We start from the raw sequence: 26,304 nt of genomic DNA, 5'->3' as shown, positions 1-26,304 counted from the left end.
CTACCCCAATTTCCTATGAAATTAATTAATTTGAACGACCAGCATATTTACCGTCGTTTGTATTTACCAAGACTTTTTCGCCCTCTTTTATAAAGAGTGGTACTAATATTTCATGACCAGTCGATAAAATTGCTTTTTTTTGAGCTCCCGAAGAGGTGTCACCTTTAACAGCTGGTTCTGCCTCGGTAATTTCTAATTCAACTTTATCATCTAAAGAAATACCTAGTACTTCCCCTTCATATTCTGTTAATTTTATCATGCTTCCATCATTCAAAAATTTTAGTTCTCATTCCAATTTTGATGATGGAATTTCCACTTGTTCATAAGTTTCTGTGTTCATAAACACACAATTTGAGCCATCATTATAAAGATACTGCATGTCTTTTTTTTCGATTAAAGCCTTGTCAACTTTATCTCCTCCTGTAAATGTAATTTCGGTACGAGCTCCTGAACGTAAATTTTTTACTTTTACTTTTACGTGTCCTTGAGCGCGCCCTGTTTTAGTAAATGATTGCTCAATTACTACATAAATATTGTTTTCATAAGAAAAGGTAGTTCCTGGTCTTAAGTCATTAACTTGCATAATTATTCTCCTTTATATCATTTAAACTAATTATATCTAATTTTCTAAGATTTTTCGCACTTACTGCTAAATTTGCAATATTAATTACAACTAAATTTTGGTTTTCTAAGCTATGTTATTTCATTGCTAATTTCGTTAACATTTGAAATAATCGGAATTTCTAGATTAGTTAACATCTTAGAGTGTTTTTTCATTTTTCAAGAATTTGGAATATTTTTTAGCATCAAATAATCATTGTCACCATCTCCTGTGGCAAAAGTATTTTGAAGCTTAATCTTTTCTCTTGTAATAATTCAATGGATTGCATTTCACTTTGAAGCTTTTTTGCTAAAAATTTCGACAATAAATGGACTAGTTTGCAGGGCCTCAAGATCTGGAAATTTTTGTTTAATTATCTTGATTAAACTTTGGTGGTCTTTTTCTGTGTAAATATAAGCAACATTTACATTTTTGGAATGCAAAAATAGTTTTTCAACATTTTCATAGTTATCTTCAAAGTGCTTTTTATTTATTTTGCGACGTTCATCCAAATTATCATTGTAGTAGTGATGAAATAGTAATTTTTCACCTTGAATTGCAACGTCAATTGGAAAAAGAGTCATTGTTTTAAGGTATGCGATCAGCTGAATTCGGGTTTTTTTGGGTATTGGGTTTGAATAGATGATATTGCCAGTTCGAGAATATATTAATGTTCCATTTGCACAAATTGTATATTTTGGTTTAAATTTTAAATGCTTTGTTTTTGTTAAGATAAAACTGTAAAGTCTTCCTGTTGTGAATGTAAAGTTGTTTTGCTTCGGCTCTTTTGTAGTCCACTCATTTATAAAATCATAGCTTTTTTTATCAAAATCAGAATTTGAGTTAAAAGATAACGTTCCATCATAATCTGAAAATCATCATTTTTGATTTGGAATGTATTTAGTTCTAAAATTTAGTAATTCTTTTAAGCTACTGCTTTTATTAATCGAAAAGTAAATAAGAGATGAGAACAAGATTGAAATAACTCCTTGAATTGAATCAGTTACTATCTCCAAAATTAATAAGCCTTTATCTTTAAAAATAAAATAGGTAAACGGTAAGTAAAGTAAAACCAAAAAACTAGCGATTATAAAACTCCCATAAGCAGTTATTTTTTTACTTAGTATTTTAACTACGAGAAACATTAAAATTCTAATTGAAATTGAAATCGGAATATAGGCAAATACCCCTGCTGATAAATCAATGATTAGTGGGTAAACAACCGCTGGTCCCAGCATTAACGAGCCCGGGATTAACGCACAAAAAGCTAAAAATAAACCATCACTCAATTGCAAAACAACATAATCTGTAAAACGAATAAATGATGTTAAAAAGCCAATTACAAAAAGTAGCCCAGAAATAACCGAAGCTAAAGAAATTTTAAAGATTAATTTTTGCTTCTGATTCATTAAAAATCATCCCAATTTGAATATCTTTTAATTTATTGACAAAATAATTACCAGCACTGATCTTGGTTTTTCCCTGTCTTTGAATTTCTAAAACTTTTATCATCCCAAAATTGGTATAAACAATGAAGCCTTCCTTATCAAAATAAATAACCTCTCCGTTTCTTTTAATTGTAAGAGTCATTGGGAAAATTTCTTTTTCTGATAATAGACGAGCTTTTAAAATTTTATAGCGCTCATTATTTATTATTCCAAAAGCTCCAGGTGTTGGGGCGAATGCTCTTATTTGATTTATTACAGCAGCTGCGCTTAAATTAAAGTTGATTTTTTCCATTTCACTTGTTATTTTAGGGGCAAAGGAAACCAATTTTTCATTCTGGGCAATTGGTAAAATTTCTTTATTTACGATTTTTAACAAATATTTTTGAACCATTTCTTTTCCAAGGAATCCTAACTTCTCAAAAAGACTTTCACAATCATCTGTTTGCAAAATGTCAATTGATTCTTGAACGTAAAAATCTCCCGCATCCATTTCCTTTATCATTTGCATTAAACTAATCCCTGTTGTTTTATCTCCATTAAGCAAGGCATATTGAATCGGTGAACCTCCTCTATACTTTGGAAGTAAACTTGCGTGAACATTTATTGCCATCCCTGAGACTAATTCTAAAATTTTAGTAGGAATCATTTGACCATAAGCACACGTCAATAAAAGATCGGGTTTCATTTCCTTAATTTCCTCAAATATTTCAATAACCTTTAAAGGTTGTAAAACTTTGATATTGTTATTTATAGCAAACTCTTTTACAGGGCTGGGTTTTAACTCCTGCTTGCGTCCATATTTTTTGTCTGGCTGAGTAACAATCGCTATCAGTTCAAAATCATTGAGATTAATTCCACCAAGTATTTTAACGGCAATTTCTGGTGTTCCAAAAAAAATTAACTTTTTTTTCATCTTATTGTTCTCCTTTATATTTTTTAAAAATTTCTGTTATTCTTTGTAAAACCACAACCATTGCTAGTGTGTCGCGATTACAGTATTTTATCATGTCTTCTCTAACATTTTCTTCTCAGATTTTTTGTTTAATTGCTCCATCACTAAATTGTCGAAATATTTGACTAGCTTTATCACCCTTGTTTATTATCAGGTCTTGATAACTAAAATCACCTTCTAAGGCTGGCTGGGTCTTTTTAATTGAATAACTTCCATGAAATAGTGGGTGATAAATTAAAAATCACGGAATTCCCTTCGACTTACTCCCCTTAAAGAAATCCATTAAATCAATCGTATTTTGTGCCACATAAAGTAGCGATTTGCGATATTTTGGGAATAAAAGTGCAAGATGCTTTAAAACCATTTTTTCAAAAGCATCATTGTAGGCAACATAAACTCCCGGACCAGATTTAAAAATATCCTTTAAAAAATTTTTAATAAAAGCCGGTCTTGGGTCACTGGTATCACTTGCCAAAAAATCATAGTGATCCATAGTGTTTGGGTTTTTGTAGTCATAATTTTGATTTTTAATTATGTCAATTGAGTACTGAAAAGGGATTTGTTGATAGGATTTTGATTGATTAAATTTTGGAATTGCTCATTTAACAGTTTCAAAGTCATACATATATATTGGGTAATCCAAATATTTTTTAAGCATTATTTCCAAAGTTGACGAGAATTCCTTGTAAATTATCTGAGATTCATCAAAATTTGAACCGCTTTCTAAAAACTTCTTATAAACCTCAAAGTGTCTGTGGTTCGCCTCTGAAAACAAAGATTCATTCTTAGGATTTTTGGGAATTTCTGGAGAATCTAAACTTGAAAAATCAGATAAATAAACCTTTCCGGTTGTATGAAATATTAAAGCCTTGTTTTTTTTCTTCAGGCCTGTGAAATTGAAGATGTTTTCTTTTGTTTTATCATAATATGGAAGCGCATGATAACAAGTCAAATCTTCATTATGATCAACCTTTAAAAAAATATTTTTAGCATTTTTATTAATAGTTGTAATACAATGAGGTTTAAGTAAATAACTTACTATTTTATCTTCTGATAAAGAATATAGATTGGTGATTTCCTTTAATATCTCATGAATACTAAAATTTTTTTCAAAAATCTGAATTAAATTCATTAATGATAATCTTTTTGCTGAAGTTCCTCAACTTAAACTATCGATTTCAAAAAAACCTTCAAAATCAAGGTCATCTGAATCGCCATAATTTTCAGGCTCAATTTCAGATTCAATTTCTAACAAACACTCCTCGAACGTTATTTTGGGAGTGTTTTCTCACATTTCACTACTTTGATCTTTTAAATCACTGGAAAAAAGGTCAAACTTCTGTCCTCTTATATAATTGGATCTTATATGGCCAATTTTTACGTCAGAAACTACTAAATTATTTTGTGTTAAAACGAAATACTGATACATTAAATCGAAAAAATGCTCCTTTTTCACTTTACTGGTCGCTTTTATTTCAATTATTTCAACTGAAGAATCATTTTGATTTAGTTTCAGAACATCACATCTAGTTTTTAAATTAAAATTGTCATAACCAAAAGCAGCTTCAAAGAGATATTCGTAATCATTTGTTTTAATTAATTCCTGAGTTTTTTCAACTGCCACATTGAATGGCAAACCACTTAAATCAAAAGTTTTTAATTGCTTTGAGCGATTTTCATTTTTTAAGATAGTTTCTGCTGCAAAGTAATTTTGTGCAGCAGCCCCAACTAAATTACCATCAATGATTGATTCCTCTTCAAATTTTAAAATATCAAAACCATCAACATTTTGAGCACTTAAATCGTCTAAATCCATTCATGCTTTTTTTCATTTTCTTTGAACTTCTAATTCATCCGATGCTGGGTTTTGACTTTTAAAATTATTAAAGTAATACTCCATAACATCGTTCGCTGCAGAAGAGCTTTCAAAGTCACTTTCATTTTCTATTTCTGCAGAAACATTAAACTGCATTAGAGACTTTCTTTTTAGTTGTAAGGCAAATTCAAAATTGCTCTGGGAATGCATTATTCATGACTCTTTAAAGCAGCTTCCCAAAGCTCTCTTGAAGTCTTCTTTGGAAATCTTATCCTTATAAATACTATTCATTATTTTACCCCCATCAAGACAAAAAAACATTTATCAAAAGACAAATGTTTTTGCTATTTACTACGTTTTGGAACAAACTTAACTGTGGTTTTTTTCAAAGCTTCGTCTGTTGAATTACTAACAATTGATTTTTCTTTTTTTTGTTTTTGCTTTAACTCTTTATATTCTAAACGCTCTTGCTCGCGGCGCTCTTTTAAAAGTGATACTTCTTCGACTTTAATCGCTTTTTTCTCTTCTTTTGATAATTTAACTTGTTTTTCAGCAATTGCAATACGGCGGCGAGTTTCTTCGATATCAATTTCTTTATTAACTGTTCATTCAATTCTAGTATTTTTCTTATCAATTCGAACTGGAAATCCCTCAATTTCATAAGCTTTAACTTCAGTAATTTGGTTTGTTTTTGGTTCTATTATATCAACTATTACATCGAAGACATCACGATACTTGTAATCTGGTCCTTTACGGGCAAACACCTGTTCAAAGTTAACTCTTAAATTTTTACGTTTTTCTTCTCGAAAGATGTAATTTTTTATTTCATCACGAACAATTTTTTTTCTTTGATTAATCTCTTTTTTCTTTGCTTTTTTTCCAGTTATTGTAGTGACAATTAAGAAAATGATTACAACCACTAATAACCCTATAACTATAAATCCAAACATAACAAAATCCTATCTATTAATATAATAAACTATTTTTCTAATTTTAAAAAATTATTTAAAAACTTTGTCAACAGTTCCCCCGCCAATGCAGATATTGTTTAAATAGAATACTGCTTGCTGCCCTTCGGTAACTGATTTTATTGGTTCTAAATACTCAACAATAATTGAGTCATTTGTAATTTTTTTTACTCTAACTTTTGAGCCTTTTTGACGATAACGAAATTTTGCCTCACAAACAAAATCTGTTGGATCTTCAAAAATAAATTTAAGTTCCGTGTTTCAATTTATTTCATTTACTAAACATTTTTTAGAAATTAGAAATGTCTCGTCACTCAACTTAGCAACGTAAATAATTTTTTTTTCTATATCTTTTTTTGCAACATAATAAGGCTCTTCAAATCCACCAAGATTTAATCCCTTGCGTTGCCCTATTGTATAGTACATGGCTCCAATATGGCTTCCAATAACTTTGTTAGTTTTAATATCCACTATGTTTCCCGGCTGATTTGGAATATAGTTTTGTAAAAACTTTGTAAAATCTCGCTCACCTATAAAACAAATTCCTGTAGAGTCTTTTTTATCTGCTGTAATCAGCCCGTGTTCTTTGGCGATTTTTCTAACTTCATTTTTATCAAGATTAAATAATGGAAAAATAGCTTTTGATATTTGTTTTTGGTTTAACTGACTTAAAAAATAAGTTTGATCTTTATTTTTATCTTTGGGAACTAATAGATTGAACTGTTTAGATTCTTTATTAAACTCAGTGCCCGCATAGTGACCCATTGCAATAAAATCTGCACCTAATTGATTAAATGCATAGTTTGAGAATTTATCAAATTTTATATATTTATTGCACAAAATATCAGGGTTTGGGGTTCTACCTTTTTTATATTCTGAAATAAAGTACTCAAAAACATAATCTCAATATTCTTTAACAAAATCTATTCGATGCAACTTAATATTCAACTTATTGGCTACTTCCAATGCATCATTATAATCTTTTTCTTGTTCGCAGATATTATCTTTGTTTTCGCTTCTTCCTAAGAATTCTTGATTTAAATCCGAGTCTCAGTTTCTCATAAAGAGACCTTCAACTTCAAAACCTTGTTGTTTCAATAGTAAAGCTGCGACCGAGGAATCCACTCCCCCAGATAGCCCTACAATGATTTTTTTAAGTTTTTCCATTTAAGGCTCCTCTCCAATCTACTTATTAATTTTTGTTAATAACCTGTTTTCTTTTTGTGTTATTTTTTTAATTTTTTTAGCATCACGATTGTTTTTAAATCAATTTTCAAAATCATCAAAATTTTCCGAAGTGTAATCGCTATTTATCGAATTCGGTGCTAAGTTTTGGCTTAAAGATCTTAAAATTTCTGTTGTTGAATTAGCGTGATTATTAAAGAAATTCAAATCATCCAATGGGAGTTTGTGGCGTCTTGACTGCACAACATCGTTAAAATCATCGTCATTAAAATTTGTTGTAAAATCCAAGTCATTTATAATTGGTTTATTAAAATTTAATTGTTCCAAATTATTTTGCTTTTTAAAAACATTGCTCAAGACTTTTTTTGCTGGATGGGACCCTTGTTCATGGTAGTTATAAATAATTCTATTTTGATAAGAGTTATGATTTTTTTCATTTGGAATTATTACTTGTTTTTTAACTTTTGAAAGTGGTGGCTTATTTTTGGGATTAATAAAAATACCATTTAAATCGTATTCATACTTTGTTTTAGAAGCTCCACTTGGAAGCGGAAACGGATTAACGACTTGACTTGTTCTATTTGGTTTTATAGATTTTTGGTTAACAAAAATACTTTCAACCTCCTCATTACTAAATAAAGAACTGACATTATTCCCTGGTTTAACTTTTTGACCAAATTGACTTTGACTATTGTTATAGCTAACTCTTTTCTTATTCAAGTCTTGAATTTGATTAATATCCTTTGTTACGATATTATAATTATCAAACTGACCTTCAAATTTATTGTTAGTTAAAAATTCTCTATTTTCAATGACGTTTTTATCAGGGACAGTTATTTCATCAATCACATTTTTAAAAGGAGTTTGCAAATTTGAATATTTTAATTGTTCATTTCTGATAAAATTTTGCTCTGTATGCTCCTGTTGGCTCGAGTTTAATTCTTGCTTTTGAAATGAAGTAATCGTACTATTCTTCTTACTCTTCATTTCTGCTAAAAAACTTTCTTTTCTTAAATCTAGAATGTCTTTTGGTAATTGACTATTTGATTGTGAAACTTCGTCTGGTTCTAAAACGTTCAAACTTGTATTATGAACGATATCAAAATATTCAGAATTAGCTTTCGAATCACTAATCTTGCTTTTTGATGAATTAATTAAATTGTTATTAAAAAAAACTTCATTTTCATTATTAACTTGGGTTTGATTCAATTCTAAATTAATTGTGGATGAATTTAAATCCGTTGTAAATTCGTCTTCATATCAAACTGATTTCAAGGGGTCAAAATAATGTTTATCAAAGTTTGAATCATTTTGACGATTTATTTCAATTATCTTAATATTTTTTTTCATTTTTTACACCCACTTTTTATAATTATACAATATTTTAATCATATTCCAAATTTATCACAAAATAAAAGAGCACTTCTATTACAACAAGATTTTTATAAAAGGTTTTATCACTAGATTATCCTTTTTTTGAATTGTTGCAAAAAGTGCTCTTTTTTATTTAAAATAAGATTTTGAAAATTAATCATCTAATTTATTTATTGCTTTAAAATCAGTTTTTGAGTAAATTTCACTAATTAATTTTTTCTCAGAATCTGAAACTTTATCTGGAACAATAATATTTAACTCACAAATTAATTTTCCGCGATGGTTTGAACTTTGACTTCTGAAAAGTCCTTTGTTTTCAATATTAATCGTTGTTCCATTTTGTGCTTTTAAAGGAATCTTTATTTGCACTGGGCCATCAAAAGTTTCAACCTGAATTTGGTTTTGAAGAATTACGTCAAGATAACTTACATTTAGTATCATTTTAATATTACCATCGGGAGTAATTGAGAAAACTTTTGATTTTTTTAAATGAATATTTATATATAAATGACCTTTTTCCCCTCCATTTTTCGAATAGTTACCAACGTTTCGCATGACTAATTGTTGACCTGGATAAATACCCTTTGGAATTATAATTTCAATTTTTGATTCTTTATTATGACATCCTTCACCACGACAAACTTTGCATTTATTTTTAAATGTTTTCCCTGCTCCAGCACACTTTGGACAGGTTTGTTGGGTTTGAAATTTAGCAATTCCTAAATCCTGGACAACGTTAACAATACCCGATCCTGAACAAAACTCACACTTAATAATGTCGTTTTTATCTTTTGCTCCAACACCGTCACATTCTTCACATTTAACCAGCAAATTAGCATCAATAATTTTGGTCGTTCCAAAAATTAGTTCTTTTAAACTTAATTCTATTTCAGCAATTAAATCCTTACCGCGCTCTGAAGTTTGTCTACCAAATCCTCCCCTTCTTGATTTTCCTCCGCCAAAAATTCCTGAAAAAATATCTTCAAAAAAATCACCATTTCCAGCAGAACCCATATTTGAGAAGAAATCACCAAATCCGCCAAAGCCACCAAAGCCACCAAAGCCACCAGCACCAGATGATGAATCAACACCAGCGTGACCGAATTGGTCGTATCGTGAACGCTTATCTGAATCTAATAATATTTCAGCCGCTTCTGTTGCCTCTTTAAAACTGTCAACAGCCTTTGGGTCTTTGTTAACATCTGGGTGGTATTTTTTTGCTAATTTTCGATAGGCAGCCTTAATTTCTTTTTCATCAGCTGTTTTACTTACCCCTAAAACCTCATAATAATCTCTTTTGTTTTTTTCAGCCATTTTATCCTCTTTCTACAATAAAACAACTAACTAAAGTTAGTTGCAATTATTAAGTTGATTATTTTTTCTCTTTATCTTCATTTGTTGTTGAATCAGATTCAGAATTATCTTTTGGTTGTTCTGCTTGTTGCATTGCTTGAGAAGCGGCTTGCATTGCCATTTCAAGTTCATTCATTTTGGCTTCTAATCCAGCAAAATCCTCTTTAGAAATAAGTTCCTTGATTTCATTTGCTAATTTTTCAGATTGTTCTTTTTGTTCGGGAGTAACTTTGTCTCCTGCTTCAGACGATGCTTGATCAATAATGTTTAAATAACCTTCTGCTTTATTTCTTAATTCAATAAATTTACGTTTCTTTTCATCAATTTCTGCATTGGCCTCAGCCTCTTCAATCATTTTTTTGATTTCAGCATCAGTTAAACTTCCTGAATTTGAAATTGTGATTGATTTTTCTTCATTAGTTTCTTTGTCCTTTGCGTGTACTGAAACAATACCGTTTACATCAATTTTAAAAGTAACTTCAATTTGGGGAACTCCTCGCGGAGCTGATTTTATTCCAGTTAATTGAAATTGCCCTAATGTTTTATTGTCTGATGCCATTGGACGTTCTCCTTGAAGAACATGAATGTCAACCGCTGGTTGGTTATCTGCTGCTGTTGAAAACACTTGAGATTTTTCGGTTGGAATTGTAGTATTTCTATCAATTAGTTTTGTGAAAACTCCACCCATTGTTTCAATCCCAAGAGATAACGGGGTTACATCCAATAATAATACATCAGTAATATCACCCGCTAAGACTCCACCTTGAATTGCAGCTCCCATTGCCACTACTTCATCAGGATTTATTGTTCTGTTAACATCTTTTCCAAGTTCTTTTTTAACTAAATCCTGGACTGCTGGAATTCTTGTTGAACCACCAACTAATAGAATTTGATCGATATCGCTGGCTTTTAATTTTGCTTCTTTTAAAGCGTCACGAACTGGCTTTAGAGTTCTTTCTACTAAATCCTTTGTCATTTTTTCAAATTCGGCTCTTGTCAATTTAGTTGAAAAAGATACTGGCCCTGAACTATCCATTGCTATAAACGGTAGGTTAATATCTGCTTCTAATTGACTTGAAAGATTTATTTTAGCTTTTTCAGCTTCATCCTTAAATCTCTGCAATGCCATTTTATCTTTTGATAAATCAACTTTGTGTTCTGATTTAATTTTTTCTGTTATTCAGTTCATAATTTTTTCATCAAAGTCATCACCACCAAGTTTATTATCACCACTTGTTGACAATACTTCGTAGGTTCCCTCAGCCAATTCTAGAACAGAAACATCAAAAGTTCCTCCCCCTAAGTCATAAACTAAAACCTTTTGCTCTTTATCTTGTTTATCCAATCCGTATGCCAAAGCCGCAGCTGTTGGTTCATTAATAATTCTCTCAACTTCTAATCCCGCAATTTTACCAGCATCCTTAGTCGCTTTTCTTTGTGCGTCATTAAAATATGCTGGTACAGTAACTACTGCTTTTGTAATTTTTTGTCCTAATTTTTCTTCAGCAAATTTTTTCATATATCTTAATATTTCTGCTGAAATTTGCTCAGGAGAATAATCTTTACCTTCAAGTTTAACCTTATTTGAAGTTCCGATTTCACGTTTAATTGATATTGCAATATTAGGGTTTGTTACTGCTTGTCTTTTAGCAGCTCCCCCGACAATAATTTCTGAATTTTTAAAAGCCACAACTGAAGGAGTTGTTCTTTGTCCCTCGGGGTTTTCTAAAACCATTGGTTGTCCACCATCCATTATAGCAACAACAGAATTTGTTGTTCCTAAATCAATTCCTATAATCTTTTCTTTTGCCATTTTCTTATACCTCTCTTAATTATTTAGCCACTTTTACTAGGGCGTACTTGATAACACGATCATGTAATTTATAACCGTTTTGAATAACTTGAGCAATTAAACCGCTTGCCACTGCCTCGGTTTCAACTTGCTCATTTGCTTCGTGAATATTATGATCAAACTTGTCTCCAACTTTAGTTTGAATAATTTGAATTCCTGCATTAGTTAGGGCCTCATCAATTTGTTTAATAATAAATTCAAATCCTATCAAATAGTTTTTAATTTCTGGATTATCATTTGGTTGATTTAAAACCCCCCTAAATAAGTCTATTGCTGGAATAATTCCCTCGGCTAACTTTTGACCTCCATATTTTTTAACATTAATCGACTCTTGTTGATAACGTCTGACAATATTTTGGTTTTCAGCAATTGCCAATAATTTTTCTTCCTTTAAACGACTATTTTCAAAAATTAGTTCATCCAAATAATTTTCAAGTTGTTCAATTGATTCATTAGAATAATTTACAGCTCTTTTTTTAGTATTTTTTTCTTTTAAATTTTTTTCATAATTTTCTGCTTTATCATTAATATCTTCTGCACCATTTGAACTTTTTCTTGGTTCTAGCTGTTTTTTAACATCGTTTAATAGTTTTTTAATTTCATTTAAATCTTTATCTGACACATTTATTCCCCCTTATTTTCAAAAAACTGTTCTTTAATTTTAATACCGATTCAATCTAATAACTCTTTTGCTTTATCATATTGAATTCTTTTTGGGCCAATTAGAGTTATTGCATTATTAAAGCCGTCAGGAGATTTAAAGTTTGTTCCAATAAGTGCTAAATCATTATTTTCTTCGCCAATTTCAAAGCCAATTTTTACTTGTGCTTCATTTTCCTCGGTTTGACTTTTATATCATTCAAATGGAGAAATTGACTCAATTAATTTTAAAACACTTTTAATTTTATTGGGGTCGGAAAATTCAGGATTTTCTAGCATATACTGAACTCCTTGAGTTTTAGTAACTGAACTTGTGTTATGCAGAATCACATTTAAGAATGTCTGTAACACAAACTCATACTTTTTAACTTGTTGTTGCAAGATTGGTCTTATTGCTTCAACTTTAACATCTAAATCTTTAATTTTAGTTTCCACAAGTCTTTCATTAAACAAATTGATGCAAGTCTGTAAATCTTCAAGTGAAATATTTTCAAGATTAAAAACCTTATTTTCGACAATTCCATTTGAAAGAGCAAAGATAACCGCTGCACTTTCGTTTGAAATCGGAATTAACTCGGCTTTTCTTAATAACGCCTCCCCGTTATCTGGGGTGGTAGTCACAACCGAGGCCAAATTAGTCATCTCACTCAAAATTTTACAACTTTGATCGAGGACGTCTACTATGTTAGCATTTCTTTGTTCAAAAATTTTGCTTAAGCGTATTTTAATGTCATCCGTGTTCTCCTTTGACATTAAATTATCAACAAAATAACGATAACCAATTGTTGATGGAACCCTTCCTGAAGAAGTGTGCTCTTTTTCTAAAAATCCTTTTTCCTCTAAAATTGCTCCCTCATTTCTAATTGTTGCTGAAGATACGTCAATATTTATTAGTTCGAGAATTTTTTTCGAACCAACTGGCTGAGCTGAGCGTATATATTCTTCGATTATAATTTTTAAGATTTTTTCTTGTCGTTTTGTTAACATTTATAACTACTCCTTTAAAAAACCTACTATTTGATTGTATATCTGGCACTCTTACTTTTCAAGTGCTAATTCAATTTTTTTGTAGATTCAACAATAAAATCATCGTTATTGACATTTATAATGTAATTTCTTTTTTCTTCTAAATCTCCGCTTACAATGGCTTTGGCTAAAACTGTTTCAATATGTTTTGAAATATACCTTTTTAGAGGTCTAGCCCCAAACTGTTTATCATAGCCTTCCTCAAGTACTTTTTCTCTACATTTTTGAGAAAAAGTGATATTGATATCTAACTCATGACTGACTCTTTGACGAAGTTCTTCAAGTAAGTTTTCAATAATTTCTCCTGCAATTGCTTTTGAAAGCGGTCTAAAACTTACAATATTATCAATTCTATTTAAAAATTCTGGTCTGAAATAATTAAATAATTCTTTTTCAAGCAATTTTTCGTCAACAAATTCTGATTCAGTTGACAACATTCTCTCTGCTCCAATATTTGAAGTCATTATGATAATTGTATTTTTAAAATTTATTTTTTTACCTAGCGAATCTGTAATATGACCGTCATCTAAAACCTGCAGTAAGACATTAAAAATATCTGGGTGAGCTTTTTCGATTTCATCGAATAATACAATTGAATAGGGATTTCTACGAACGGCTTCGGTTAACCTTCCACCTTCTTGGTATCCAACATATCCTGGAGGGGCACCAATCAGTTTAGAAACTGATTGTTTTTCCATAAACTCAGACATGTCAAGCCTAATCATTTTTTTATCTGAATTAAATAAAACTTCTGATAAGCTTCTAGCCACCTCGGTTTTTCCAACCCCAGTAGGTCCCAAAAATAAAAAGCTACCAATTGGTTTGTTTGGATCTTTAATTCCAGATCTGCTTCTTAAAATTGCTTCAGTAACTTTTTTTATTGCTTCTGGCTGTCCTTTTACTCTTTTTCTTAAAAGTGTTTCCATACCAAGCAATTTAAATTTCTCTGACTCAACTAATTTATCAACAGGGATTCCGGTTCATTTTGCAACAATTTCTGCTACTTCAATTTCTGTCACATCTTCGTTAATTAAGTGTTCATCTAAATTACCGTCACTATTTTTTAGTTGTTTTTCTAGACTCGGTATTAAAGCATACTGAATTTCACCAGCCCTGCTTCAATTTCCTTGAGAACGCACTTGCTCTAATTCTGCTTTTAGTTGTTCCAAATTAGCTTTCATATCTGTAATTTTATTTATTGCAGTACGCTCTTTCTCTCAACGACTATTTAGCTCTTTTTGACTAACTTTTAACTTTGCAAGTTCTTTTTCGGCTTCAGATAATCGTTCCTTTGACTTTTCATCTTTTTCTTTTGAAAGTGCTGCTCTTTCAATTTCTAATTGCATTACTTTTCTATTGATAATGTCTAATTCCGAGGGTACCGAAGAAAGCTCTGTCTTAGTAGTTGCACAGGCTTCATCAATTAGATCGATTGCTTTATCTGGTAAAAATCTATCTGCAATATATCTTGTTGATAGATTGGCAGCTGTCACCAGGGCATTATCGTGAATTCTCACACCATGAAATGTTTCAAAACGTTCTTTTAGACCTCGCAAAATTGAAATAGTTTCTTCAATGCTTGGCTCATTTACAACCACTGTTTGAAATCTTCGCTCAAGTGCTGGATCTTTTTCAATATATTCACGATATTCTTTTAAGGTTGTTGCACCAATTGCTTTCAACTCACCTCTAGCAAGAGAAGGTTTTAGCAAGTTTGAAACATCCATACCCGAACCTTGACTACTTTTTCCTGCTCCTACAATTAAATGCATTTCGTCAATAAATAAAATTATTTCTCCATTTGCTTTATTAATTGCATTTATGACCCCTTTAACTCTGGATTCATAATCACCCAAGTACATCGCGCCAGCCATAAGACTTCCCATATCTAATTCTAAAATTCGTTTGTTTTTCAGAGTGGCTGGAACGTCATTTTTAACAATTCTTTGGGCAAGACCCTCAACCACAGCTGTTTTACCAGTTCCTGGCTCACCAATTAATGCAGGGTTATTTTTTGTTTTTCTTGAAAGTATTCTTATTACTCTCATAATTTCATCGTCACGACCAATTATTGGATCTATTTTACCATCACGAGCATTCTGAGTTAAATCACGAGTGTATTTAGCTAGAACGTCTGGATCGTTACTTGGATCTATTTTTTGATTAAACTCCATTTTCATTACCTCCCAAAAGTTAGCAATCAGATAGTTGGTTTGCTAACTATTGAAATCATAAAAGAAAATTTTAGCAATGTCAATACCAGAGTGCTAAAATTTTTTTATTTAATTAAATCAACCAGAATTGCATCCATTATTTCATAGCCTCTTTTTGTGCATTTTAAACCAGTTTTTGTTAATTCAAGCAAACCGTTATCCAAATGTTTTTCTAAATCTGTTTTAAAAAACTCAAATGCCGCTTTTCCATCAGCTACATTTTCAAAATTTATCCCGTCAACAAGTCTCAAACCCATCATTATTATTTGTAAATAGTAATCTTCTTGACTCAAAATTTCAGTGCTTTGATTCCAAGACAATACGTTTCCGCTGTTTTTTGTTAATATCGGTCCCTTATTGGTTTTTAAAAAGCCAGCCGCACCAACGCCAACACCAATAAATTGCTTATTGGTTCAATAAGATAAATTATGTTTTGATACTGATTTATTTAGCCCGTAATTGGAAACTTCATATCTTTGATACCTAAGATGGGCTAATTCCCTATTAATTACCTCATCAAAGTATTCATCATTTTCTGGTAAATTATTTTTAAGTTTTCCTCAAATTGAGTTTTCTTTTAATATTAGCGAGTACCACGATATATGATCTGGTTGCAAATCTTTAATAAAGGAAATATCTGTCAAAATATCTTCATGAGTTTGATCGTAGAGATTGTAAATTAAGTCTATAGAAATGTTTTTAAAGCCCAAAACTCGCGCCATTTTGATAACTTTAATTGCTTGAGTATTGTCGTGAATTCTTCCAATTTTTTTCAGCAATGAATTGTTAAATGTTTGAATACCAATACTTAATCTATTTATGCCGTATTTTAAGTATATTTTTAATTTTTCCTCGTTAACTTTTTCTGGATTAATTTCAATTGTGTATTCCTCGACCTTTGTGGTAAAAGGTTTTAAAATTTCTAACATTTTAATTGTGCACTCAATATTTAAACAACTGGGGGTTCCCCCACCAATATAAATTGTTTTAATTTTGGATAAATAATTTTCATTTAGCGAGATTTCATTTTCTAATTTTTTTAGATAATCTTCGACTTCACTATCTGATGTCTTTTTAACTTTAACAAAATCACAAAAAAAGCAAATACTATCACAAAACGGAATGTGAACGTACAAGCTTTCAATGTCTAATTCTATTAATTTATCATCTGTCAAGGTCAACGGAATGGAACTCCTTTTTTCTTTTTAAGCAATATTATTGGAATTACAATTAAAAATAAAACTATAAATAAGGTTACAAAGAAAATAATCATACATATTTTATTAGCGTGTTTTCTAATTGCTCTTATTTCTTCTCTTGGAAGAATTTCATAGCCATAATAAGAAATAATATTATTTTTTCGGATTTTACTTAAAACAATATTTGAAATATGAATCCCTAAAACAGATAGCAAACAAACAATTGTTACTGTAATTTCAGAAGTAAAGCTCTTAAGAATACCAATTTTTCAGAAAAATAAATAGATATTTTCTTGACCTGAATCATAGGCTGATTGTAATCCATATAAAATTCCCAGTGTAATTGATAGCAATACATAACTTGTGAAAGAGATTCAATTAATATAAACAGATCGCGCAACAATTGAACGGTAGTTTTTAGTTATAAAATATGGAACCTGTTCATAACCCATTCTTAAATCTTTTTCGTATTTTTTTATGTTAGATCTCAACAATATTAAATCGGTTAATCCAACTAAGAAAAACGAAATCGATATTATCATTAAACTTATCATTCAAAATGGGTGAGGAATTTTTGAAGTGCTTACCCCTCATATTGTTGCTTCGCTATCTGTAAAACTAATACCAAGTTTAGATGCTGTGAAGTAAGCTGCTGTGAAGAATGCTGTAACTGCGAAGCCAATTAACCCAATTATCAATAGAGTCGAAACTCTCATTTTTTCTGAAAAAATTTCTTTCAGAATTTGCTTTGGAATTATCTTTGATCTAGAATACTCTTTTGAGTAATCTACTTCTTGACTGACTTTTCCTTGATTTCCTTGTTGGCTATCATTTATAAAATAATTTTGGCTTTCATTACTTGAAGCTCCTTGATTTTGTCCTGGGTTTGAATGATTTTGCGAGTTAATAGACATTTCACATCCTGGAACATTACAAAAATCACGCACTTGATGATTATTATTTATATAGTGCTGCGGGATTGGTTGATAAAATCTTTGAGGATTTGGGTTGCCATAGAAATAGTCATTTTGATAAGGGTTATAGTCATAATTCCCATAACTGATTGGTCTGTCAAAATCAATTATCTCTTGATAATACTCTTGGCCATTGTAATAGTTGTAAGGTTGTCTTGGAATTCTGCGGGGTGAGGGTTGTCCTGCTAAAAAACCATCTTTTTGCAATTTCCTAAAGTATTCTTTTTTTGCTGAAGAATTGTTTTCCTGAATTACTGACTTTTGATATTCTGAAGTTTCATCAATATAAGAGGATACCTGTCTAGAATAAGGGTTGATTGCTTCTTGTTCAAATCCTGGATACAATAAGGAGTTTTGATTTAAGTTATAGTTTGGGTTAAAACCGCCATTAGTTCTTTGAAAATTATTTTGAACTTGGTAATTATTAGGATTATTAATTCGAACTTGTTCGAATCGTCTTGGCTGAATTAAATTGTTTCCTTGGCTAGATCCATTATTTATATTATTAAAATTATCAATTGGATTGCTGAAACCGCCATTTTCATTTTGGTTTTCAAAATCATTTAATTCAAAATTATCGTAAAATTCCATAATGCCGCCCCATTTCTAAAAGTTCTAACTTTTATTCTTTTTATGTATTTTTTTTACTTTTGCCAGCTCTTTTTCAAAGTCTGATTGCAATTCTTCAAACTTGTATAATTGCTTTTCCTTTAAAGAAGTGTTTAAGCCATTTTCTTTAGCGGTTTTATTTTTTGAATAAACCAATAAGTAAATATATAGTCCAAAAATAATCGCACCAAAAATAACAAAAATTAATAAAATAACTCAAACCGGAATAACAAAATCTAAAATCTTTAAACTTGCTAATAAATTTAAAATATTCATAAAAACTCCAATTTAATAAATTTCAGATAGCCCTATCGTCAATTTATCTCATTATACCACTTTTTTATTAAAAAATTATTTGATTTTAATTTAATCATTATTTTCAATCAAAATTTTTAACATATCCAAGGTTCACATTTCCAAATTTATATCATTTATAAAGTAATCAATAAAATCATCCTTGATACTTATAATCATTAAGAAACAAAATTCTGACTCAGAAATGCCATTTTTTTCTAAAAAAGAAATTAAAAAAAATGGTAAATTTGGATTAAATCATTCTGATTTTAGGCATTGGCAAGCGAAATCAACTATTCCTTCTGTGGATTCAAAATAATTAAAAAGTTTTTTATAGACTTTCATGTCGCTATATTTTTGACTTAATAACTGTTCTAAAATTTCTTCTTGACTTTGAATTTCACTTTGGAGACTTAGCGTTTTTCTAACCTTATCAAAATAAACTATGTGCGAAAAAACTAAATTAATACCTTCCCCAATTTCTTCAAAAATTAAATCCATTTGAGTGTCAGATATTGCATTTAAAAAATTATTTAATAAGTTAGTTTTGTTAGCATCTAGCACGGCTTTATTCTCCTTTAAATTTTAAGGGTTGGTTTGCTCCGCGTCTTTTATGTTCACTAATTTGGTGCAAGTAATCAATACGATCTTTAACGGCTTGATTGGAATTATTACCTCTTAGATAGTCATCAATTTCAGAATAACTAAAACCAATTTCTTTTTCATCCGTTTGGCCTTCTCAAAGTGATGCGGTTGGGTCACGATCGATTATTGATTTTGGTACTCCAAGTTCCTTAGCCATTTCTTTAACTTCACCTTTTAATAAGTGTACTAATGGTAATAAATCACATCCCCCATCACCAAACTTAGTAAAATAACCAATATGTCACTCAACTGCATTGTCAGTTCCTAAAACTAAATAGTTTTTAGTTTGCGCTAAATTATAAAGTGTGGTCATTCTTAAACGAGCTTTAGTGTTGGCAAGCGATAAATCGGTGCAATTAATATTTGTGTCTTGAATTGCATTGCTCAAACTTTCAAATGTTGGCTTTAAGTTTACTTCAACGTGATTTAATTTAAAATCAGAAATTAATTCATTTACACATTTTAAGTCTTCTGCTGAGGAATTAATTGGCATTCAAACTGTTAAATAATTATCTGGAAAAGCCTTTTTTGCCAGTAAACTAACAACAGCGGAGTCTATCCCCCCACTAATACCAACAATTACTCCATCAGCCTTTGCTTTAAGAGTTTCTGTCTTTATAAAATCAACTAATAAATTAACATATTCTTTTATCTTCATTGTTCTAATCCATTCATTCTAATTCAATTTCAAATATTTTAACAAGGTCACCTTTGGCAGCTCCCTTTTCTCTCAAAATATCATAGACCCCCAGTTTTTTCATCTTTTCATTAAAAAGCAGCAAGTTATCATGAGTTGCAATTGGGGTTTTTTGATAAATTTTGAAAACAGATTCACCCTTAACATCTCAACGACCATTTCCTAAATTGATCACTTGAATATCGTTAACTGGTGCTTCGTAAGTGTATACCTTTACCCCTTCAGTTATTTCATTACCGGTAATTTCTCACAAAGGAATGTCGGGTGCTGATTCTAAAATATCTGCAATAGCAGTCAACAAGCTTCCAATATTAATTTTCTTAGATCCTGAAATTTCAATAATTTGGGAATCTTTGTACTTTTCCTTAAAATCAATAATATTAATTTGAGCTTCCTCTAAATCGATTTTGTTTGCGACAATAATTTCTGGACGTTTTTCTAAATTAAGGTTATAAGTTTTTAATTCATTACGAATTAATTCGTAGTTTTTAATAACGTCTTCGGTTCCATAATTTCCTGACATATCAATGACATGGCAAATTATTTTACATCTCTCAATATGACGCAAAAATTCATGTCCCAGACCCTTACCTAGGCTGGCACCCTCAATTAAACCAGGTAAATCAGCAACTGTAAAACTACGTCCTTGATTATCGCGACTTACTCCAAGTTGGGGATTTAATGTTGTAAAAGGGTAATCTGCAACTTCGGCCTTTGAATTAGAAATCGCTCTTAGCAATGTTGATTTCCCCGCATTTGGCAAACCAACAAAACCAACATCTGCTAAAACTTTCAGTTCTGCTCTTATTGAATACTTTTCCCCAAGTTCTCCAGCTTCAAAAATTGTTGGTGCTTTATTACGTGAATTTGCAAAACGAGCATTTCCTTTACCACCTTTACCACCTTTTGCTAAAATTATTTTTTGACCCTCGCTGGTAAAATCAGCTAAAATTTTTTGAGAAATTTGATCTATCAGAACTGTTCCAACCGGAACTTTTACAATTATGTCTTTACCGTCGCGTCCATGCATATTTTTAATGTCGCCCTTATCACCATCAAAAGCAAAGTAATTTTTTTGGAGTTTTAAATCTAGTAGTGATGATTTACCCTCATCACCAATAAAAATAACACTACCACCATCACCACCATCACCACCATTGGGTCCACCATTGGCGACAAAAAGTTCGTGGCGAAAACTAACGGCACCGTCACCGCCTTTTCCGGCTTTAACTTCAAAAAGAGCTACATCAACGAATTTCATATTTTAATACTCCTTTTCTTTATTTTTATAATGTTATTTCTCCATTTAATAATTGTTCATAACAAACTTCACAAGAAAAGGTTGGAATTAAATTTTCTGCGTTTTCATCATCAAATTGTTGTCAAATTGAAATGGGCTCATCGATCATTTCATCTAGCTCGCTATCTGTAATATTTGGATTGTCCTCAAGAGCTTCAGTTGCAATCTCCCCGATTGACTGTGGTGCATTTGAAGCAACATATTTGATTTCCTCATCTCCACAAAGCGAACAGGCGATTCCAAACAATTCTTTCATTATGTTTTTTGGATCATTGAAGATTTTGAAATCGCTACTTAAAAATTTTCTTTCCATGTTTTTTCCTCCTAAATTATTTTATAATTTGTAATTTTTTGGCAAATTTTTTCAAAGTTACTTTTGCTAAAATTGATTTTTGACAATAAGAAGTCGATTCCTAAGTCGATTCCTTGAGCAAGAGCTCCTTTATATCAAATAGCAGCGATCAAATCGTTATTTGCTTCTTCTATAGTCATTGGAAAAGTGCTGTAAAAATAACTATTTAATATATAATCACAAACACCAAAAAGACTGGGATTATCATTATAAATTAAATCAATTAATTCTTCTCTTAATTGCTTTAATTTAACAATAGGTCCTTGAAAATCATTTTTCTTAAGGTCAATCTTAAAGATTCCATTATTTTTCTTGACTGTAAATTCATCATTAATTTGCTGCGAAGCCAAAGTAAATATCATCAAAATTTTATTTTCATCACAACTTAAATCGCTAAGTAAAAATACTTTTACATCATTTAATATCATTCTTGCATTAAAATCTTTTAGTGCATTTATTGCATCTAGTTGATAATTAGTGTTGTCACTGTTTAGTGCATCCACTATTTTTACTAAATTTCAAGAGTTTGTTGATTCCTTATTTTTATTAAAATTTAATGCAACTTTTTTTTGAATTTCTAAGATTTTTGATTCTATTTCCGCTGGAATATAGGGCATTTTTAATTCTGTGTCAATTTTTTCTTGAGCTTCAAAAAACTTGTTTTCATTAACAAGCGATTCAATTTCATTTAATAACTCGCTGTAAAAATTTTCCTTGATAAGTATCCCTCATCTCTTGTTAAATTATATAAAAAACGAACGCTTTATTCAATGCGTCCGTTTGCTTTTTTTTAAAATGGCGCCCACGAGAAGATTCGAACTTCTGACCCTACGCTTAGAAGGCGCATGCTCTATCCTACTGAGCTACGTGGGCATTTCCATATAAATAATAGCATATTTTTTGCAACATTTTTACTAAATGAATTATTTTTTATTTTTTTATTAATTTTTTTTAAGCTGAAAATAATCTATTATTTTATTGATTTCTTGCAAAGCTCGTTTTGAGTAAGACAATTTTTTGTCAATTTTCTTTACTTTCATTTCTTCAACTGGCAAATCAGCAACGATGCTCCAATTTGCTTTCATTGGCTGAAAATTGTGTGAACTTGTTGTATTAATATAATTAATTAACCCCCCAAGAACTGTAGTTGAAGGAAGCTTAATCATTTGGGCATTTTCAAGATGTTTTGCCATATTTATTCCAGCTAGAATTCCAGTTGCAGCCGACTCGACATAGCCTTCAACTCCTGTAATTTGACCGGCAAAAAAAATATTAGAATTTTTTTTGGTTTGCATAAAATGATTCAGGATTAAAGGTGCGTTAATAAAATTGTTTAAATGCATCACTCCAAACCTAACAAATTCTGCATTTTCAAGACCGGGAATTAATTGAAAAACTCGCTTTTGTTCAGATCATTGCAGATTTGTCTGAAAACCTACTAAATTGTATAAATCATCGGCTGCATTATCTGGTCGCAGTTGAACAACTGCAAAATTGTCTGAACCATCCAAGTTTCTTAGACCTGCTGGTTTAAGTGGTCCAAAAAGCATTGTCTGATAACCCCTCTTAGCCATAGCTTCAATTGGCATGCAACCTTCAAAATATTTGAGCTTTTTGTCGTTTTCTAAATGGGCTTCAGCCAATTTAGCACCAGTTAATTCTTTATAAAATTCATCGTATTGGGATTTATTCATAGGACAATTAATATAATCTTCTGTATCACCCTTCTCATAGCGATTTTTTTTAAAAGCCTTCTCCATGTTAATTGAGTCTTTTTTTACAATTGGCGCCACGGCATCAAAAAAATAAAAGTATTCCTCACCTACAATTTTTTGAATTTCTTTTTGCAATTTTTCTGTTGTTAATGGTCCTGAAGCAATGATTGTTGGATAGTTTTTATTAATAGTCGTAACTTCTTGATCAATAACTGTTATATTTTGATGATTTGCTATTTTTTCAGTTATAAAATTTGAAAAGATTTCTCTATCAACAGCCAGAGAACCTCCTGCAGGAATCTTTGCGTGCTCTGCTGCTTCAATAACTAATGAACCCAAAAGCCTCATTTCTTCTTTTAGGGTGCCAACAGCATTACTTAGTTCCTTGCTCCTTAGTGAGTTAGAGCAAACTAACTCAGCAAGTGAATCTAAATTTTGAACTTCATTTTTTTTAATTCTTTTGACTTCATATAAGTCTACCTGGAAACCAAGATTTGCTAATTGGTACGCCGCTTCGCAGCCTGCCAGACCAGCACCTATAATATTTACTTTATTTTTCATATTTCAAGTATACCACTTATTTTAAGAAAATTGTTGAAGTTAATTTTGTTAAAATTCATTAAAAAAATGCTTGAAAATTTCAATTTTCAAGCATTTTTTAATTTCATTATTTTTTCAATGTTGTTATAGAAATAAGTGTCAAACCAATTGAATAACAAATTGCTGTTAAAACTAATGCGGCTCCTGCAAAACCAGCCATTAATCCTGTTCCTGTTCCTTTTCCTCACATTGCAAAAAATGAGTCATTTGCTATTCCTGCGCTTGTTAAAACTAACAATACTAAGATAACCGATGCAACAGAAACTGTAATTCAACCTAGATATTTTTTAGTTTTAAACATTCCAATAATACCATTAACAACAACAGCCCCTAGAAGAAATAAGTAAATAATTCCTCCGATTACTGCGACTGCTCCTCCAGTTTTTGATACAAATAAGTTAGTAATTCCTACAATAAATGCGATAAGAGATCACACAATAATTAATATGCTACCAAATTTTTTCATTTTTTTCTCCTTAATTAGTCCATTAACCCAGCTTTATAAAGCTGTTGGAAATGTCCTGGTTTGTTTTTTAACTCGTCAAAAGTACCACTTTGAGCGGCTCCGATTCCTTTTGCTAAAACAATAATTTTGTCTGAGTTTTTTATAGTGCTCAATCGGTGGGCAATTGAAATAGTGGTTCTTCCCTTCATCAGAGCTTCCAAATTTCCTTGAATTTCTTTTTCAACTATATTATCTAAAGCACTTGTCGCTTCATCTAAAATTAGTAATTCTGGATCTTTTAAGAACATTCTTGCAATAACAAGACGTTGTTTTTGTCCTCCTGAAAGCATAAAGCCTCGCTCTCCCAAAATTGTTTTATAACCATCTGGTCAAGTCTGAACTAGATCATGGAGTTCTGCTTTTTTAGCCGCTTCGATAACTTGCTCATCTGAGGCATTAAATCTTCCATAACGAATATTGTCCATGACATCACCAAATAAGATTTGAGGCTCTTGTTCTACATAACCAACTTTGTCTAAATAACTTGATAATTGAACATCTTTCAAATTAATATTACCGTTAATTAAAACCTCTCCATTTGAAGGGTCATAGAATCGCAATAGCAACTTAGATATTGTCGATTTTCCAACACCTGTTTCACCAACAAAAGCATAACTTTTTCCCTTTTCAAATGTAATGTTGAATTTTGGTAAAATGAGCTGCTCAGGTTTTTCAGGATAGGCAAACTCAACATCCTTAAATATTATATCACCATCGATATGTTCGATGTGAATTCCTTCATTTGGATCATAGTGAGGATCCATAATTGACTCTGATTTAATTATTGCATAAATTCTTTGTGACGAAGTTGAGGCTGAAGCAATACCCACAGCTACTCGAACCATTTGCATAAGGGGTCCAATCATTGTTCCCACTCCTGAAATAAACGAAGTTAAAACAACAGAAAGAGTGGCAATATTGTTATTGTACTTAATTGCCGCCGCAATTACAATTATTACCTGAATTGAAGAAATTCCAGCAATCATTATTGTTATCATAATTGCTTGCATGTTTACCAATTTTTTAGATTTTGAGTAGTAATCTTCATGAACATCCTTAAATCTTTGTGTTTCATATTCCTCAGTTCCCGAGGCTTTGATAAGTCTAACTGTATTAATACGATCTGTCACATCTCCATTTATTCTTGTAATCGAACTTCTTACTTTAAACATCATTTTTTTAACAATTGCAAATGAAACAAATATTGTTGCCAAAATAATTAGCATTGTTATTACAACAACAATTGTTAAATAACTATTAATTGTCGACATTACGATTAAAGAACCGAAAAAAGTAAATATCGCAGATAACATTGTTACAGGAACTTGTTGAGCTTGTTCCCCAATTATTTGCGTATCAGAAACAATTTTTGTTAAAATTTCTCCGATTTTTTTATCAGAATAATAACTCATATCTTGCTTTACAAGTTTTTCCAGAGCTTTATTACGTAAACTAATTTCAATTCTTTTACCCATTAAACCTGCTAAAAAGTTTGAAATGAAAGTAAAGATCGCTATAAAACCAAATAAAACTAATTGGACATAAATTCATCCAGTTCAAGTTAACTGCATTCCAAATAAAACCGAAAAATAAACGACTTTATCATTGACAATTTTTGCACCAATAAAAGAATAAGTATTTTTAACAAAATCGTTAAAATCTGAAATCGTATCACCATTGATTGGAGATTTAAATGCAGATTCTAACTGTCCTGCCATTAATGTACCCATTAGACGTTCAGTAATTTTAGGTCCAAGAACAGTTGCTATTGACGATAGTAGCGTTACAACGAATATTAAAATAGTAATAATTCAGTATCGCTTAAAGTAATCTGATAATAAACTAAAAAAAGACTTTTTATTTTTTTTAGTAATTAACTCTTCAGCTGCCTGGTTTGAAGAGATAATGGCCTCGTGTTGATTAAGAGCAACTTTATTTTTTTTACTGGACATTACGTTCCTCCTTT

Annotated in this window: 23 protein-coding genes and 1 tRNA gene; all 24 read right to left on the bottom strand. The window is 30.7% G+C overall.

The genetic code is table 4. The features are described from left to right. Positions 1–25: 25 nt before the first annotated feature. Positions 26–583, bottom strand: a complete 558-nt coding sequence (gene efp, locus SSABA_RS01570; protein WP_025250846.1) for an elongation factor P — start codon at positions 581–583, stop codon at positions 26–28. 110 nt (positions 584–693) lie between these two features. Beyond that, positions 694–2,010: an HAD-IIB family hydrolase gene (locus tag SSABA_RS04925; RefSeq protein ID WP_025250845.1), complete on the bottom strand. Its 1,317-nt coding sequence runs from the start codon at positions 2,008–2,010 to the stop codon at positions 694–696. Beyond that, positions 1,982–2,962 carry a methionyl-tRNA formyltransferase gene (gene fmt, locus SSABA_RS01560; RefSeq protein ID WP_025250844.1) on the bottom strand — a complete coding sequence of 327 codons (981 nt, stop codon included), beginning with the start codon at positions 2,960–2,962 and terminating at the stop codon, positions 1,982–1,984. Before fmt ends, SSABA_RS04925 begins: the two co-directional genes overlap by 29 nt. Before the next feature lies 1 nt (position 2,963). Next, on the bottom strand, positions 2,964–5,108 hold the full coding sequence (locus SSABA_RS01555) for a DUF2779 domain-containing protein (RefSeq protein WP_025250843.1): 2,145 nt from the start codon (positions 5,106–5,108) through the stop codon (positions 2,964–2,966). A 53-nt stretch (positions 5,109–5,161) separates the two neighbouring features. Beyond that, on the bottom strand, positions 5,162–5,767 hold the full coding sequence (locus SSABA_RS01550; RefSeq protein WP_025250842.1) for a hypothetical protein: 606 nt from the start codon (positions 5,765–5,767) through the stop codon (positions 5,162–5,164). Positions 5,768–5,818: 51 nt separating this feature from the next. Then, positions 5,819–6,952, bottom strand: a complete 1,134-nt coding sequence (mnmA, locus tag SSABA_RS01545; RefSeq protein WP_025250841.1) for a tRNA 2-thiouridine(34) synthase MnmA — start codon at positions 6,950–6,952, stop codon at positions 5,819–5,821. 18 nt (positions 6,953–6,970) lie between these two features. Further along, the gene (locus SSABA_RS01540; RefSeq protein ID WP_025250840.1) at positions 6,971–8,320 is read right to left on the bottom strand and encodes a hypothetical protein; all 1,350 of its coding nucleotides are present in this window, start codon (positions 8,318–8,320) and stop codon (positions 6,971–6,973) included. A gap of 177 nt (positions 8,321–8,497) precedes the next feature. Next, positions 8,498–9,658 (bottom strand): DnaJ C-terminal domain-containing protein, encoded by a 1,161-nt coding sequence (locus SSABA_RS01535; RefSeq protein WP_025250839.1) that lies wholly within the window; start codon positions 9,656–9,658, stop codon positions 8,498–8,500. A gap of 58 nt (positions 9,659–9,716) precedes the next feature. Continuing rightward, positions 9,717–11,510: a molecular chaperone DnaK gene (dnaK, locus tag SSABA_RS01530; protein WP_025250838.1), complete on the bottom strand. Its 1,794-nt coding sequence runs from the start codon at positions 11,508–11,510 to the stop codon at positions 9,717–9,719. A 19-nt stretch (positions 11,511–11,529) separates the two neighbouring features. Next, positions 11,530–12,171: a nucleotide exchange factor GrpE gene (locus SSABA_RS04920; RefSeq protein ID WP_025250837.1), complete on the bottom strand. Its 642-nt coding sequence runs from the start codon at positions 12,169–12,171 to the stop codon at positions 11,530–11,532. Between the two features lie 2 nt (positions 12,172–12,173). After that, positions 12,174–13,196, bottom strand: coding sequence for a heat-inducible transcriptional repressor HrcA (gene hrcA / locus SSABA_RS01520; RefSeq protein ID WP_025250836.1), 1,023 nt, complete (start codon positions 13,194–13,196; stop codon positions 12,174–12,176). Positions 13,197–13,261: 65 nt separating this feature from the next. After that, positions 13,262–15,409 (bottom strand): ATP-dependent Clp protease ATP-binding subunit, encoded by a 2,148-nt coding sequence (locus SSABA_RS01515; RefSeq protein ID WP_025250835.1) that lies wholly within the window; start codon positions 15,407–15,409, stop codon positions 13,262–13,264. 104 nt (positions 15,410–15,513) lie between these two features. Then, positions 15,514–16,629: a radical SAM family heme chaperone HemW gene (gene hemW, locus SSABA_RS01510; protein ID WP_025250834.1), complete on the bottom strand. Its 1,116-nt coding sequence runs from the start codon at positions 16,627–16,629 to the stop codon at positions 15,514–15,516. Then, positions 16,605–18,212 (bottom strand): MSC_0882 family membrane protein, encoded by a 1,608-nt coding sequence (locus tag SSABA_RS01505; RefSeq protein WP_025250833.1) that lies wholly within the window; start codon positions 18,210–18,212, stop codon positions 16,605–16,607. Before SSABA_RS01505 ends, hemW begins: the two co-directional genes overlap by 25 nt. A gap of 24 nt (positions 18,213–18,236) precedes the next feature. Next, a complete protein-coding gene (locus tag SSABA_RS01500) occupies positions 18,237–18,506 on the bottom strand; it encodes a TIGR04561 family membrane protein (protein ID WP_025250832.1) in 270 nt (89 codons plus the stop codon). Positions 18,507–18,596: 90 nt separating this feature from the next. After that, a complete protein-coding gene (locus SSABA_RS01495) occupies positions 18,597–19,088 on the bottom strand; it encodes a hypothetical protein (protein WP_025250831.1) in 492 nt (163 codons plus the stop codon). A gap of 4 nt (positions 19,089–19,092) precedes the next feature. Beyond that, positions 19,093–19,827 carry an NAD(+) synthase gene (gene nadE, locus SSABA_RS01490; protein ID WP_025250830.1) on the bottom strand — a complete coding sequence of 245 codons (735 nt, stop codon included), beginning with the start codon at positions 19,825–19,827 and terminating at the stop codon, positions 19,093–19,095. Positions 19,828–19,831: 4 nt separating this feature from the next. Continuing rightward, positions 19,832–21,127 (bottom strand): GTPase ObgE, encoded by a 1,296-nt coding sequence (gene obgE, locus SSABA_RS01485; RefSeq protein WP_025250829.1) that lies wholly within the window; start codon positions 21,125–21,127, stop codon positions 19,832–19,834. 25 nt (positions 21,128–21,152) lie between these two features. Beyond that, positions 21,153–21,479 carry a hypothetical protein gene (locus SSABA_RS01480; protein ID WP_025250828.1) on the bottom strand — a complete coding sequence of 109 codons (327 nt, stop codon included), beginning with the start codon at positions 21,477–21,479 and terminating at the stop codon, positions 21,153–21,155. 11 nt (positions 21,480–21,490) lie between these two features. Continuing rightward, the gene (locus tag SSABA_RS01475) at positions 21,491–22,237 is read right to left on the bottom strand and encodes a DUF3196 family protein (protein ID WP_269077191.1); all 747 of its coding nucleotides are present in this window, start codon (positions 22,235–22,237) and stop codon (positions 21,491–21,493) included. A 77-nt stretch (positions 22,238–22,314) separates the two neighbouring features. Then, positions 22,315–22,391, bottom strand: a tRNA-Arg gene (locus SSABA_RS01470). Between the two features lie 68 nt (positions 22,392–22,459). Then, positions 22,460–23,794: a methylenetetrahydrofolate--tRNA-(uracil(54)-C(5))-methyltransferase (FADH(2)-oxidizing) TrmFO gene (gene trmFO / locus SSABA_RS01465; RefSeq protein ID WP_025250826.1), complete on the bottom strand. Its 1,335-nt coding sequence runs from the start codon at positions 23,792–23,794 to the stop codon at positions 22,460–22,462. A gap of 106 nt (positions 23,795–23,900) precedes the next feature. Continuing rightward, positions 23,901–24,299 carry a hypothetical protein gene (locus tag SSABA_RS01460; protein ID WP_025250825.1) on the bottom strand — a complete coding sequence of 133 codons (399 nt, stop codon included), beginning with the start codon at positions 24,297–24,299 and terminating at the stop codon, positions 23,901–23,903. A gap of 14 nt (positions 24,300–24,313) precedes the next feature. After that, positions 24,314–26,290: an ABC transporter ATP-binding protein gene (locus SSABA_RS01455; protein WP_025250824.1), complete on the bottom strand. Its 1,977-nt coding sequence runs from the start codon at positions 26,288–26,290 to the stop codon at positions 24,314–24,316. Positions 26,291–26,304 lie beyond the last annotated feature (14 nt).

Origin of the sequence: Spiroplasma sabaudiense Ar-1343, assembly GCF_000565215.1 — a bacterium.
Taxonomy (GTDB): domain Bacteria; phylum Bacillota_I; class Bacilli_A; order Mycoplasmatales; family Mycoplasmataceae; genus Spiroplasma_B; species Spiroplasma_B sabaudiense.
This window is presented reverse-complemented; position numbering and strand designations above follow the sequence as displayed.